Origin of the sequence: Halobacillus locisalis (genome assembly GCF_013694105.1) — a bacterium.
In the GTDB taxonomy this organism is placed as follows: domain Bacteria; phylum Bacillota; class Bacilli; order Bacillales; family Halobacillaceae; genus Halobacillus; species Halobacillus locisalis.
Genome location: NZ_JACEFG010000003.1, coordinates 310,239 through 323,206 on the forward strand (window position 1 = coordinate 310,239; position 12,968 = coordinate 323,206).

Below are 12,968 nucleotides of genomic sequence, written 5' to 3' on the forward strand. Positions count from 1 at the left end.
ATTCCGCTTCAAACAGAACATTATCAGGAAAAGGAAAATATAAATAAAAACATATACATAGAATGATGAACGAACTAACCAGCTTCGTCTTACTCTCTATCATCATGTTTCACCTTTCTCTATCATCATGGACTATCCATTCAACACTTCTTCCTTATTTTACTATCCAGGATTGCGAGTTTGAAAGAATTTTCTATAGGGACGATTCTCTTGTCTAGGTTAAAATCCCAAACAAGAGAACCGTCCCTTCGTTTTATAAAACAAAAGCTGGTAGAGGATCGTAGTAAATAATAAGAACAAAACTGAAAACTGTCTTCCTCCCCGCTGCTTTAGTACGATAAAGATTTGGGAGGCTATTATAAAGCCATAACAAAATGAAAGGTAGGAAAACGACATGAGAAGTACACTATTCATACTGAGTATAGTACTCATAACTGTACTATCAGGTTGTAACAGTGGAGGGAATAAATCATATGAATTTAAAGGTGAAAGTATATATGATTTACCTGAGCGAGGGTTCGCTAAAGGGGAGGAACCTGATAAAATCCCCACATCACTTGAAGTAGAAGGCTTTAATATCCAGGGTGATCAATTAACGACTACTATCCAAATGGCAGGCGAAACGACCGAAGTATCAAATGCAACCCTGAGCACGCATCACGAGGGCTATGTTGCCGAAAAAGATACGGAGTCACTTTATTACCAACTTGTCGTATCAAATTCAGAGCAGTTTCCTAGAATGGTCAGCGAACCAATGGATAGTGAAAAATATGTAAGAGTGGTATATTTTGATCGTATAAATCGCGACTTAACCATTGTGGAGGGAGACGTACCAGAACAACTTCAGCGTCAGCTTGATCAAGTAGAACAGCAATCGTTGGAGGAGAAGACGCATATAGGGTTTGGGTATAAGATTGTGGGCCCTCGGTTAGTCGAGTGATTGATTTAAAAGTGATTGACCACCACTTCTTTTTCTCTGTAAAGGAAGGGTGATGCACTTTCAGTTTGTTGCACTTAAGGGCGGATAAAGCGTCGGAGTCAGAGTTTGGACATGAGTTGGTAGTGGGATTAGTTATTGAGATGATCTATACATCCTGTAAACTGTTGCAAGGCGTGGCATCACGTATAGATTAGTAGAACTTGGGTTCATCAACAACGCGAAGTATATAAGAGAAATCCTTGAAAATATTTATGCTTATGCATCTGGGGGCATAGGAACTGACACTGGTAATAAGGTTAAGTTGCGGGCTGAATCAGTTAATCCAATTTAAAGTACCGGAACCAACAGACAACGGTCGATATAGGTTGGCTACCGGCGCCTACCGTGATGCTGATACATTTGGTAAAGCTCATGATAAATTGAAAGAGGTATGTGGGTGGATGATTTATGAGCGTGGGGATGATAAGTATTTTGATTCCACATTACGCTTATGGACAGGAACGTTGGTTGATGAAAATGTGGCAAAATACTACACAGCGGAACTAAAAGGTATGTTCGGGTGCACAATATACGTTAAGCAGTCTGAATAAATCATCCCTTCGACTAGTTGAGATATAGATTCGAATATTTGTTTAAAAATATGTTGTGAAAGTATAAGTTAAAAACACCCTTTAAAAGGGGGATGAGAACTGAACTTTCATAAGCGAAATCTATTGACTTTTGTAGATATTAGTCAATAATGCCATAAAAACCATTGAAATCAATGGTTTTGGTGATTAACAATTAATTAACGTGAATTTACTATCCATTTACAAAAATGGTTAAGGCATTATTAAGTACAATAAAAGTGATAATAAGTGATTTTTTCCCTTTTATTTCTTTGTTGAAAGATGATAAATTCTGTTTGCCGGCAAAATTATACCTTAGGAGGAAAAAAATGAAAAAATTAACTTTTATTGCTTTAACTTTATTGTTTTCACTATTTGTAAGTAACCCAGTGAGCGCACAGGAAAATATTAAAGTACATCCAACTGGTACATACCAAATAACTGAATCTGTTATTGAGGTTGAAGGTGATACTCAGCATGTTAAAGAAAAAAATGGAGTAGAAGTGATTGGGAACCTAAAGGTTACAGAAAAAAAGTTTGAAGGATCAATTAAAGATAAAGTGGAGAAAATCAACTTAAGTCTAATTGGTGAAAAAGTAATGAAAGATGGAAATTTGATCAAGTATGAAGGGATTGTTAATGGCGAAGAAGATTTTACATTTGAAGCAATAGTTGAAAAAGAACCTAAGAATAAGTTCTCTAAAGCGACGGTCAGTGTAACTAAACCTGAACATAACAAAACATTTATTTTTGATGGTAAGGCACCTAATACAAGTGAGAAAACTCTAATTGATGGGAAAGAGGTTACTTCTCCTGAAGCTAAAACTAATGAAAATACATTTAGCTTGTTAGCAGACTCCTATGGTGACCCTAGGTTCGTGTATGCTTCTAACGGTATGAGATCACAAATTGTAGCTCCAAACACTATAGGTAGAGGTCAATCTGATTATCATACAGTCAATGCAGTCTCACGTTTTGATGAGGTAAAAGATAAGTGGAAAGAGGAAGGTTACATTAGTTTCTACTTCAATGAAGTGAGTGATTTTGACACATATTTCTACTCAAACGGTAATGCTGTCCAATGGGCTGCTGCTGATCCAGTTGCGGATGAGACTGATTCTTATAACCTTCCTGTGTATGTTCCATATGTAGGTTATCAGACGGTACCTGTAGAGGTGGGTAAAACATGGGTTGATATTGGTGCTCAGAAGATTGGTTTGGATTTAAATGAAATTGAGAACATGCCTGAGTCTAATTTGGGTGAAGAAGAAGGAAATAAATTAGGCATGCGTGTAGAAATGGATACTTCTTACAACACAAGTTATGGAACTCAAGATTTAAGAACAAAAACTCACATGCAATTCAAGTCTAGAGCATATAAATCCATGAGTGTTTACATGTGGACATACGAGGATACAACTCACGATTACGAGTATGACGTTGATGTAAACTAATTAAAAATTTGATAGTCAAGAGTTGCAGTTTCTAACTTGTAGAAAAACTATTTGTTTTTCTACAAGTTTTTTATTGGGATAATTAGATAGTGCATCATCTTTTATAGTCTGGAGAAAATATCCGCCAATACTTTATAACGTTACGTCTAACTCAAGTAAATAAGGTTTTATTTTACCCTGGTTATATGAGTTTATACTTTCTTGCAAGGTAGTAATTGCTTTATTAAGTTCGAACTTTAAGACTTCAATTTCTTCAAAGGAAAGTGAATCATAATTGAATATCATTTCTTCGATAGAATTAAGATTCTTGAAAACTTTGAATGAGTCTAGTTCAACACTTTCATTTGATTTGTGTACTATAAGTTCACGAGTGTCCTGTTTGAACTGGCTGTAAACATGGTTAAGATAATCAGCCTCTGTTTCTAATATCAAATCTACATTTTCATCATTTGAATTAATTATATTAAGTATGTAGGTTAACCTTGTGAGTGTATAGTCCGCGCCTTTCATTGATTCAATTCCATCAGACCTAATTTGTGAATTGGTGAATTTGTTGCTCAGGTAAAAATTCTGAATTAGGAGTGCTGAAACCAAAAGAATAATTCCAATGAATAGTGTTCTTTTATGCATTTGCTGAACTCCCTCCTTTGATTTGTCTACATCATTGTAGCAGAAATGATCTGTCTGACTAGAGACTAAATGATTAGTTGAAAAGAAGTCTTCGCCATCATATAGGTCTACTATTTTACATACTATTATTGGTTGTAGATATATGTAAGTTCTTGCAGTAACAGTTCTTATCACCTTCTAGTCTATGTGGATCTTGTTCAGGACCGCCGGCAGCTTCAAAGAAGGATTTGAGCTTTCTCTTGAGTTGAGAAGTCGTTGCATTTTGTCGGTTTCCTTCATTTTCTAATTTTCTATAGGGACGGTTCACTTGTTTGAAGTTCAATTCCCAAACAACAGAACCGTCCCCATAAAAAATTCGAAAAAAATAAAAAACTTTCAAATTTATAGACACCTAACCGACACTTCCTTCGATTATAGTATCGAGGAAGTGTTTTTCAGTGCACTTTCCTCCATCTTTCAAAAAAGAATAGGAGAATTCAAATGAACTATATCAAAGCCATCAACGCCTTCTACGATCACCAAGAATTCAACCCCCTGACATCCGCCGCCATCAACCTTTGGCACAGCCTCATGCACGTGAACAACAAATCTCGCTGGAAAGAAGAATTCACAGCTCCGATGAGCGTCCTTTGTCTGAAGTCGAGCCTCAGCGAAAGTGGCATCCGTAAAGCACGCCAGGAACTCGTCGAGAAAGGCTATATCACCTTCACATCAAGACCCGGCAACCAGGCCCCGATTTACCACATCATCCCGTTATATGAAGAAATGGAAAACGACATCGAGAACGACAACCGTGGCGGCAACACGAACGGCAATCAAAGCGGCAAGTCGAACACATTAATTAAACAAAACGAAACGAAAGAAAAAGAAGAAGTAGTAGCACGTGACGAGAATCCACATCATTTTTACGAGAACAATATCGGCACGTTGTCCCCGTACATCGCAGAAAGCATCACCAAGTGGTGTGAGGAGCTGTCCGATGATCTCGTCATCGAATCGATGAAGCTCGCCGTCCGCAGCAACAAGCCGTTCTTCAGCTACTGTGAAGGCGCCCTCAAGCAGTGGCAGCAATCCGGTGTCCGCACGTTGAAAGCTGTCGAACGCGCTCAAGCGAATCACAAGAAGACCCGTCAGAAGCCCACCAAAAACAAATCCCTGTTCGATAAATTGAGAGAGGAGGTGCAGTCATGAAGCGTGAACAAGCAATCGACGTACTCGAGACGATCAGTGAACTGTATCCGCAGAAATTCGATATCACCGAGCGAGTCGCGAACATGCTGATTCCGAAGCTTTTGGAAATGGATTATCAAGCCGTGCTGTCGAAGCTGTCCGATTTCGCCGTCCGCAGTCCGTTCCCACCGACCATCGGGGAAATTGCGGTCTACGAACCCGAGAAGAACCACCATTTGGACCAGATGAAGCAGTGGGAAGCAGAAGCCGCCGAAGTGTCCGATGAGATCCGCCGCCAGTTCATGGACAAATTCCGTTCCCTCACGGAGGACAAGTCCAATGAATCATAACCTTCAGACGGAACAAGCCATACTGGGAATCTTCCTCGTAGACGGAGAACGCATCAAGCATACCGTCCTTGAACCCGTTCATTTCTCCAAGCAGGAACATAGACTTCTTTTCACAGCGATGCAGGCGGTCGATGACACCGGGACGCCGGTCGACGTCGTGACCGTCACGACGAATCTAGCAGACGACATTGCACAGGTGGGGGGAGTGAGCTACCTGCTCGAGCTGTCCGGCTCCGTCCCGACGACCGAGAACGTCCACGTCTATGAGAAGCTGCTCATCGAATCCTACACCAACCAGCAAATGAGACAATCAGCCATCCAATACATTGAAAATCCGAGTACGGATGCTCTACTAGGATTGAAACAGCAGTTGCATCTGATGGATCAAGACCAAGAAGCGGAAGAGCAGACCGTCAAAGAACAGCTCAGTGAAATCGCCATGGAAATGACATCATCGCCAGGACAGACCGGCTTCTCTACAGGATTCGAAGACTATGACAAAATGACCGGAGGAGCGCAGCGCGGCGATTTGATCATCGTCGCCGCCCGCCCCTCGATGGGGAAGACCGCCTTCGCTTTGAACATCGCAATGAACCATTGCAAAAACGGAGGAGCCGTCGACCTGTTCAGTCTCGAAATGGGCTCCAAACAGCTCCTGCAGCGTATGATTTCCTCCGAAGCCCGCATCGACGGACAGAAGTGGCGATCGATGTGCTTCTCTGCAGACGACTACAAACGCTCCTTCCACGTGATCGGCGAAATCGCCGAATGGAACCTGTCCATCCATGAACGCGACCAATCCATCCAAGACATCACCTCGAAAATCAGAGCATCTGTCGTCAAAGACCCCAATCACGAGCGCCTCGTCATCATCGATTACCTGCAGCTCATGACCGTCACAGGCCGCTACGAACGTCGCGACCTCGAAGTCGGCGCCATTACCCGCGAACTGAAACTCCTCGCCCGTGAACTCAATATCCCGATCATCCTTCTCTCCCAGCTCTCCCGAAGCGTCGAACAACGCCAGGACAAACGCCCGATGATGTCCGACCTGAGAGAATCCGGCAACATCGAACAAGACGCCGACGTCATCAGCTTCTTGTATCGTGATGATTACTATACGCAGGAAGGCAGTGATGTGGTGGAGGTGATCTTGAGGAAGCAGCGGAATGGTCCTGTTGGGACGGTGATGTTGGGGTTCTGGAAGGAGTATGGTAGGTTCAAGGGTAATGGAAGCAACATATAGTAGATATGAATATTCATTAAAACCCATTCCTTAAAATGTAAAACGATTTCATGTATAATCAAACCACGACTTTAGTAGGGGTGATGGAGATTAATTATGATGAAAAAGATCCCATAAGTATAAAAGAGTATGGAGAAAAACTTATAGGAAGTACTTTCGCAGATGTTATCAGAGAGGCCGAAACATCCTATGAACTGAAACAAGAAACCATCGGAAAAGTGAATAGGCCAGGCTACAAAGGTGGAGTCGGACATTTGATTGAGAAATTCCACTTTGGCTACGAATTGAATAGTAATCAGGAAGCTGATTTCCCTGAGGCTGGCGTGGAGTTGAAGGTCACCCCTTATGAAATAGGGAAGAAAGGTGGCTATTCGGCAGGAGAACGACTGGTCATTTCGATGATCAGCTATGAGAAGGCAGTTGAGGAGAACCTTTATTCCTCACATCTGTACAACAAGCTCAACCTATCACTATTGATTCATTATTTGCGAGATCGGTCAATCCCGAGGACTGCTTATCCGATTGATTATGTGACGCTTTTTTCACCACCGGAAGAGGACATGAAAATCATTGAACAGGACTACGAAAAAATCATATCGAAAGTAAAAGATGGCAAAGCCCATGAACTTTCTGAAGGGGATACGATGTACTTGGGGGCTTGCACTAAGGGGTCAAATGCTGAGAAAAGTACAGTCCCTCAGAAATACTATGCTGTAGAATCCAAAGCAAGGAAACGGGCGTTCTGTTTCAAACAATCCTATATGACCTATGTACTGAACAAATATGTCTTAAAGAAAGTAGATACATATGAATCTATTTTGAAAGATACACAAGACCTCAAGGAGCAGTCATTCGAAAATCTCATCATCGATAAAATAAATGCTCACCGAGGAAAAACTGATGAGCAATTGAAGAAGGAACTCGGATTGAATTCACGTTCGAAGAGTTTCTGGAGCGCTTTGGCATATAGGATGTTGGGTGTAAGGTCCAACAGTGCAAAAGAGTTCGTAAAAGCAAACATTGAAGTGAAAGCCATCCGTATAGAGGAAAACGGAAGTATGAAGGAGAGTATTTCTTTTCCTTCTATCAGCTTCAAAGAATTCGAATATCAAGAATGGGAAGAATCGGATTTCTACAATGACTTGAGTTCAAAACGCTATCTATTCGTGGTTTTCAAAAAGAATGGCGACAAGTATGTGCTGAAAGGGGCGCAACTTTGGAACATCAATAATGAAGATTTGGAAGCTGCACGTGATGGCTGGTTGAAGATTCAAGATATTGTGCGTCGAGGGGTTCACCTTGAAAAGAAGCCCTCTAAAAACGGGAAGACATTCACGGTTGAAAACAATTTTCCGGAAAAGAGTGATAATCCTGTCATTCACATACGTCCACACGCCAGTAAGAGGTATTATGAATTAGGCGATGGTGAAATTATCGGAAATGATCGCAAGTGCGGAGACGAACTCCCTGATGGGAGGATGATGACAAAACAATCGTTCTGGTTGAACAACAACTATATACTTGAACAGCTGGATGCGGAATTGAAAGAGTAGTATCTTTATCCTGTAGAATCCAGTTTTTACTCCATATCACATGATGGTCACAGCCTACTCATCTATGATAAAATATTCTTTTGTACGACACGATTTGATCTTTACAGTCATTTCAATTATAATGTATAATGATATAAAAAACCGAAAGGATGTTCGGTGTTATGGACGTAGTAGAACTATTCGCCGGTGTCGGCGGCTTCAGGATAGGTTTGGAAAAAGCCAGTCACGAATTCAATACAGTATGGGCGAATCAGTGGGAACCATCAACGAAATCACAGCCAGCGTTCGAATGCTACACGAGCCGATTCGATTCGGGTGAGCATTCCAATGAGGATATAGCAGAAGTTTGGCCTCAAGTCCCTGAGCATGATTTGCTCGTAGGTGGGTTTCCTTGTCAGGATTACTCGGTAGCACGGACTTTGTCAGGCGAGAGTGGGATCCAAGGTAAAAAGGGTGTTCTTTTCTGGCAAATCATGAATATCGTCCAATCCCGTAAACCGAAGTATTTGCTTCTGGAGAACGTCGATCGACTCTTGAAGTCTCCATCAAAGCAAAGGGGACGTGACTTTTCTGTCATGCTCGCCAGTTTGAGGGACGAGGGGTACTTCGTAGAGTGGAGAGTGATCAATGCTGCAGATTATGGGTTCGCACAAAGAAGACGCCGTGTATTCATCTTCGCATTCCACAAATCGACTCTGATAGCACAACGTCTTCAGAACGAAGGGCCAGAAGATATCCTTCATTCAAAAGGGTTCTTCGTGAAACAATTTCCTGTGAAGGAAGAACACAATCATCGCCACCCTGATCAAGCAGCGATTCTTCCTGAGGATATTGTAGAAGTGTCGGACCACTTCTCGCTTCCATACAAGAACAGTGGTATCTTGATTGGCAGTGACATCTATAGTGCTGAACTCATCCCAGACTCAGATGAATCACCTGTTACATTACGGGAGATACTCGAGAAAGCTGATGAAATTCAGGGCGAAGTGGATGAGAAGTATTATTTGAAGCACGACAATGAAAATAAAAAAGGCCGCTCTGATTTCGAAGAGATGAAGTATCAGAAAGGTGCCAAAAAAGAAAAAAGGGTCTCTCAGACTGGACATGAGTACTATTATACGGAAGGTGGCATGGCGTTCCCAGAGAACCTTGATGCTCCTAGCCGTACTATGCTTACCAGTGAAGGGACTAAGAACCGAAGTTCACATGTCGTAGAGGACTTGAATACGGGAAGAATCCGTTTCATCACTCCGCTTGAAGCGGAAATGCTGAATGGGTTCCCACCTAACTGGACAGAAGGTTTCATGCCGGAACGGACAAGGTATTTCTGTATGGGTAATGCCTTGGTCACAGGAATCATAGAAAAAATAGGACAAGAGATTTTGAAGCTTCATAAAGAAGAAGAGGAAGAAGATCATGTCTCGCAACTGGATTTATTCGAAACAGGAGTCGATCGCTAAGAGCGGTCGGCTTTTTTTATTCCCAAAACACACTGGAAAGTTATCGAATGAAGCATTCCGGGCAATGACTATATAACAACCAGATTTTGGGGAGGAAGATCTATGACGGATATAATGACTAAGGAACAGAGAAAAAAGACGATGAGCCGAATCAAAGCTAAATCTAAACTTGAAGATAAAGTGAGTAAGGCTCTCTGGAATAAAGGCTATAGATTCAGGAAGAACGTTAAGAAATTGAGGGGTACTCCGGATATCGTCATCCAGAAATACAAAATCGTCATTTTCATTGATTCTTGCTATTGGCATGCGTGTCCCATACATGGATCCACTCCGAAGACGAATACGGAATTTTGGGAGAACAAGTTCGAGAAGAACAAGGCCCGCGATAAACGTGACAACGAATACTATAGAGAAAAAGGTTGGCATATATTAAGAGTGTGGGAGCATGACTTGAAAAAGGGTAAGTTCGAAGAAACGATTGAATGGATTGCTCAATTCATAGATGAATCCAAAAAACAGGAAGGGGCTACTGAATCTTGATGTTCAGTGAGCCCCTTTTTCTGATATTAAATCCAACAATCCTTTAACTGCTTCTGTTCTGGAATTGCCTTCAAATTTGTAAGAAACTTGTCCGATATGAGAAATGACCGTGCATGAGTCCCCCTGGAAAAGTTCCATCACTAATACATATTCTCTAATTGGAACACGTATGTATTCCCTTTTGAATGGTTGCAAAAAGTCACTACCTTTCTTATTGGTCGGCCGAGAAGCAGATGGTCAGTGATTCTCTTTCGGGGAAGACTCTATGAATAATAAGTGAACAGGGACTTCAAGAGAAGCTGCGATATTCCCTATGGTTACTAGGGATGGGTTCTTTTTCCCTTGCTCTATACCGCTTATATATGTCCGATCATACCCCGCCCTGAATGCTAGTTCTTCTTGTGATAACCCCTTAGCTATTCTGATTTCTCTGAGTCTGGTACCCAAAAAATGTTTGATATCCTTACTTTTATTAGTGTCCATGTGCAAATCATCATATTGATTGGCATGAGTGACCACGGACTGACAGTCACATTAAGGGCGGTTTTTGATTTTAATCCAGTATGAATTGTACTGAATAGGATCAAATGGATAATATTGAACATCCAAAGGATTCCACATTAAATGGACTATGGAATTTGTTATAATGTGTATATTGGTATTTGTACACTTCAACGAATTATTATTCAGAATTTAATTGTTGATATGTATCTTAATATATAACTCAGAGGTGTTTGAATGGAAAGACATGACCATGCTTTAAGTTTTCTGAGTCATGTGTCCGAAAAATGGACAGATGTCAGCTTTGAAATAGAAAAAGCGATTTACAAAGATAAAGAATCAGCCATTATAAAAGCTCGGAAATTGATTGAGAGCATGGTGGATTCTATTTTGGAAAATGAAGAAATGGAAGTGCCGGAAAGAACCAATCTTGCTGAGAAAGTGAGCAGATTATATCACTCAGGCGTCATAACGAGAGATATCAATAAAGCTTTCGACCGAATCAGGAGAAGGGGGAACCATTCGGCGCACGAATTGGAAGCCCTACCAATGATGGATGCTCTGAAAGTTCATAAGAGTCTATATGAAATATCTGTTTGGTATGTAGAAAGCTATGGTCCATTGGCTGCGAAAATTCCTTCTTATAGAGATCCGCAACCCGAGGACGATGAGGAAAGAATGTATGCCATGTTGAAGAAGCATTTCAATGATTTCCTGAGCAAAGGCGCAACTCCATCAGAGGAGGAACCTTCTTCTGAAGAAAGGGAAGAGAAGCCGGTACTTTCGGAGGACTTCACCACCAAGAAACAGTATGGAAGCTATTTGTTGTACCAGCTCAATAAATTACGAGAATCTTCCCAGGAAGCGATAGAAGGATTCGAATCGTTGAGTCCTTTCAAAAGGTATCTGCATATAGAACGTCCTATTCAGGAAAGTTTGGAGGAATCACTCCGGAAAGCATCTGTTTCAGGTGATGCTCAGCTTGTGTTTCTGTGCGGTAGCGTCGGAGATGGTAAATCACACCTGCTCGCTTACCTGCAGTCTACATATCCGGATATGATGAAAGATTTCCACATCCATAATGATGCGACGGAAAGCTTCGATCCTCAAAAAGATTCGTTGGATACATTAGCAGATGTCCTGTCCTCTTTTGATGATGAGAATATTCACACCAGCGACAAGAAAATGATTTTAGCAATCAACCTTGGTGTACTTCATAACTTCATGGAATCTGGTTATGCAGAAGAACGCTATAGTGAATTGAGGAAGTTCATCGATCAGAGTGGTGTTTTTGATACTGGAATCGATGAGCAAATCGACCATTCCGTTTTCAGTTTGGTGAACTTCGGTGACTATCACGAGTTTGAATTGCATGAAAGTGGTGCTGTTTCGCCATACATCGATACGATGCTTGAACGGATTGTTTCTGAAAGTGATCAGAACCCATTCTATAAAGCATATAAGAAAGACATGGAGAATGACTGGAACCATCCGATATTGATGAACTACAAAATGTTGAGAGCCGAGTCTGTAAGGGATTCCATTTCAAGATTGCTGGTTGAAACGGTAATCAAAGAAAAAGTCATCATATCGACTAGAGCGCTTCTCAATTTCATCTATGATATTCTGGTGCCTACTTCCATAGAAGACATGGATTCTTCAGATATCATAGATATGCTACCTTACCTTTTACCAAGTCTTCTTTTCGAAGGAAGACAGCGTTCAGGGTTGCTCAAAGCTGTGTCCTCACAGGACCCGCTCAATATCAGGTCCCAGAAGATAGATGAGAAATTGATAGGCTTATATAACACGACTGATCTTTCAGACTTCCATAGGAAAGTGATTACAGATCCCTCAGCTGTGGTGTGGATCGACCTCCTTTCTTCAGTAGGTTCTATCTACTATCTAGATAAGGAATCGAAAGAACAGGTCGGCGAAATGTTCGTCCGCAGCGCGTTCTTATTCGATTCAGAATTGAATGAGCAATTTGAAGATGAGGAATACAGTCAGTTCACTTCTTATTTGTATGCTTTCAATAGTGGGGACTTGAAGAGCTTGAGAGGGATGTACCATGAAGTGTGGAAATCCTTATATCTATGGAAGGGAGCTCCTCAAAAAGGTTTCTTATACCTGGATGAAGAGACTGATTTCATGCGTATAGCTGAAAAACTGGATCTGGATAAATCGACTGAGTACGTTCCGAAGAAGCGCGAGGGCAAATTACAGCGGTTCACTATGTCCATAATCATAGGGTACAAAGCAGATGATGAAACTGTAGCAGTGGAAATCGATTACCCACTTTATGAGACTTTGAGTAAAGTCAGACAAGGTTATCGATTAAGTAAAAAAGATAAAGAAGACGCTATTCAATTCGTAGAATTCATTGAACGTCTATTACCTCTAGGAAGCCAACAAAAGGTGATACTGATCGAAGACCAAGATGAAGACAAACTCTTCCGCTTAGAATATGACCATAATTTTGAAGAGTACACATTCAGCAGGGAGTCGTGAATATA

At 41.2% G+C, this 12,968-nt stretch carries 13 protein-coding genes; 10 read left to right on the forward strand and 3 right to left on the reverse strand.

The features are described 5' to 3' along the window. Nucleotides 1–394: 394 nt before the first annotated feature. The 3 genes from H0266_RS14630 (at nucleotide 395) to H0266_RS14640 (ending at nucleotide 3,002) form a co-directional block, all read left to right on the forward strand. On the forward strand, nucleotides 395–940 hold the full coding sequence (locus tag H0266_RS14630; RefSeq protein WP_181473165.1) for a hypothetical protein: 546 nt from the start codon (nucleotides 395–397) through the stop codon (nucleotides 938–940). A 365-nt stretch (nucleotides 941–1,305) separates the two neighbouring features. After that, nucleotides 1,306–1,530: a hypothetical protein gene (locus H0266_RS14635; RefSeq protein ID WP_181473166.1), complete on the forward strand. Its 225-nt coding sequence runs from the start codon at nucleotides 1,306–1,308 to the stop codon at nucleotides 1,528–1,530. Nucleotides 1,531–1,877: 347 nt separating this feature from the next. Next, nucleotides 1,878–3,002, forward strand: coding sequence for a hypothetical protein (locus tag H0266_RS14640; protein WP_181473167.1), 1,125 nt, complete (start codon nucleotides 1,878–1,880; stop codon nucleotides 3,000–3,002). A 132-nt stretch (nucleotides 3,003–3,134) separates the two neighbouring features. On the opposite strand, the gene H0266_RS14645 is transcribed toward H0266_RS14640, so the two are convergent. Together H0266_RS14645 and H0266_RS14650 are read right to left on the reverse strand one after the other, a co-directional pair. After that, on the reverse strand, nucleotides 3,135–3,632 hold the full coding sequence (locus tag H0266_RS14645) for a hypothetical protein (protein ID WP_181473168.1): 498 nt from the start codon (nucleotides 3,630–3,632) through the stop codon (nucleotides 3,135–3,137). Between the two features lie 115 nt (nucleotides 3,633–3,747). Further along, nucleotides 3,748–4,011 (reverse strand): hypothetical protein, encoded by a 264-nt coding sequence (locus H0266_RS14650; RefSeq protein WP_181473169.1) that lies wholly within the window; start codon nucleotides 4,009–4,011, stop codon nucleotides 3,748–3,750. A gap of 101 nt (nucleotides 4,012–4,112) precedes the next feature. On the opposite strand from H0266_RS14650, the gene H0266_RS14655 reads away from it, so the two are divergent. The 6 genes from H0266_RS14655 (at nucleotide 4,113) to H0266_RS14680 (ending at nucleotide 9,951) form a co-directional block, all read left to right on the forward strand. Continuing rightward, nucleotides 4,113–4,823, forward strand: coding sequence for a DnaD domain protein (locus tag H0266_RS14655; RefSeq protein WP_181473170.1), 711 nt, complete (start codon nucleotides 4,113–4,115; stop codon nucleotides 4,821–4,823). Then, nucleotides 4,820–5,152 (forward strand): hypothetical protein, encoded by a 333-nt coding sequence (locus H0266_RS14660; protein ID WP_181473171.1) that lies wholly within the window; start codon nucleotides 4,820–4,822, stop codon nucleotides 5,150–5,152. Before H0266_RS14655 ends, H0266_RS14660 begins: the two co-directional genes overlap by 4 nt. Beyond that, nucleotides 5,142–6,398, forward strand: a complete 1,257-nt coding sequence (gene dnaB / locus H0266_RS14665; protein ID WP_181473172.1) for a replicative DNA helicase — start codon at nucleotides 5,142–5,144, stop codon at nucleotides 6,396–6,398. The genes H0266_RS14660 and dnaB overlap by 11 nt, the downstream gene beginning before the upstream one ends. A 50-nt stretch (nucleotides 6,399–6,448) precedes the next feature. Then, entirely contained in the window at nucleotides 6,449–7,951 is a 1,503-nt protein-coding gene (locus H0266_RS14670) for a Sau3AI family type II restriction endonuclease (RefSeq protein WP_246364040.1), read from the forward strand. Between the two features lie 161 nt (nucleotides 7,952–8,112). Then, nucleotides 8,113–9,411, forward strand: a complete 1,299-nt coding sequence (dcm, locus tag H0266_RS14675; RefSeq protein ID WP_181473173.1) for a DNA (cytosine-5-)-methyltransferase — start codon at nucleotides 8,113–8,115, stop codon at nucleotides 9,409–9,411. Nucleotides 9,412–9,513: 102 nt separating this feature from the next. Continuing rightward, nucleotides 9,514–9,951 (forward strand): very short patch repair endonuclease, encoded by a 438-nt coding sequence (locus tag H0266_RS14680; RefSeq protein WP_181473174.1) that lies wholly within the window; start codon nucleotides 9,514–9,516, stop codon nucleotides 9,949–9,951. 237 nt (nucleotides 9,952–10,188) lie between these two features. Here the strand turns inward: H0266_RS14680 and H0266_RS14685 are convergent, their stop codons facing one another. Then, entirely contained in the window at nucleotides 10,189–10,434 is a 246-nt protein-coding gene (locus tag H0266_RS14685) for a helix-turn-helix domain-containing protein (RefSeq protein ID WP_181473175.1), read from the reverse strand. Between the two features lie 294 nt (nucleotides 10,435–10,728). On the opposite strand from H0266_RS14685, the gene dptF reads away from it, so the two are divergent. Further along, on the forward strand, nucleotides 10,729–12,963 hold the full coding sequence (gene dptF, locus H0266_RS14690) for a DNA phosphorothioation-dependent restriction protein DptF (protein ID WP_181473176.1): 2,235 nt from the start codon (nucleotides 10,729–10,731) through the stop codon (nucleotides 12,961–12,963). The last annotated feature ends 5 nt before the right edge of the window (nucleotides 12,964–12,968 follow it).

What these genes read in the sequence shown, in the direction of transcription:
- H0266_RS14680 (WP_181473174.1), top strand. Translation starts at nt 9,514, where the DNA reads ATGACGGATATAATGACTAAGGAACAGAGAAAAAAGACGATGAGCCGA.
- dcm (WP_181473173.1), top strand. Translation starts at nt 8,113, where the DNA reads ATGGACGTAGTAGAACTATTCGCCGGTGTCGGCGGCTTCAGGATAGGT.
- H0266_RS14685 (WP_181473175.1), bottom strand. Translation starts at nt 10,434, where the DNA reads ATGGACACTAATAAAAGTAAGGATATCAAACATTTTTTGGGTACCAGA.
- H0266_RS14645 (WP_181473168.1), bottom strand. Translation starts at nt 3,632, where the DNA reads ATGCATAAAAGAACACTATTCATTGGAATTATTCTTTTGGTTTCAGCA.
- H0266_RS14630 (WP_181473165.1), top strand. Translation starts at nt 395, where the DNA reads ATGAGAAGTACACTATTCATACTGAGTATAGTACTCATAACTGTACTA.
- H0266_RS14640 (WP_181473167.1), top strand. Translation starts at nt 1,878, where the DNA reads ATGAAAAAATTAACTTTTATTGCTTTAACTTTATTGTTTTCACTATTT.
- H0266_RS14670 (WP_246364040.1), top strand. Translation starts at nt 6,449, where the DNA reads ATGTATAATCAAACCACGACTTTAGTAGGGGTGATGGAGATTAATTAT.
- H0266_RS14660 (WP_181473171.1), top strand. Translation starts at nt 4,820, where the DNA reads ATGAAGCGTGAACAAGCAATCGACGTACTCGAGACGATCAGTGAACTG.
- H0266_RS14655 (WP_181473170.1), top strand. Translation starts at nt 4,113, where the DNA reads ATGAACTATATCAAAGCCATCAACGCCTTCTACGATCACCAAGAATTC.
- dnaB (WP_181473172.1), top strand. Translation starts at nt 5,142, where the DNA reads ATGAATCATAACCTTCAGACGGAACAAGCCATACTGGGAATCTTCCTC.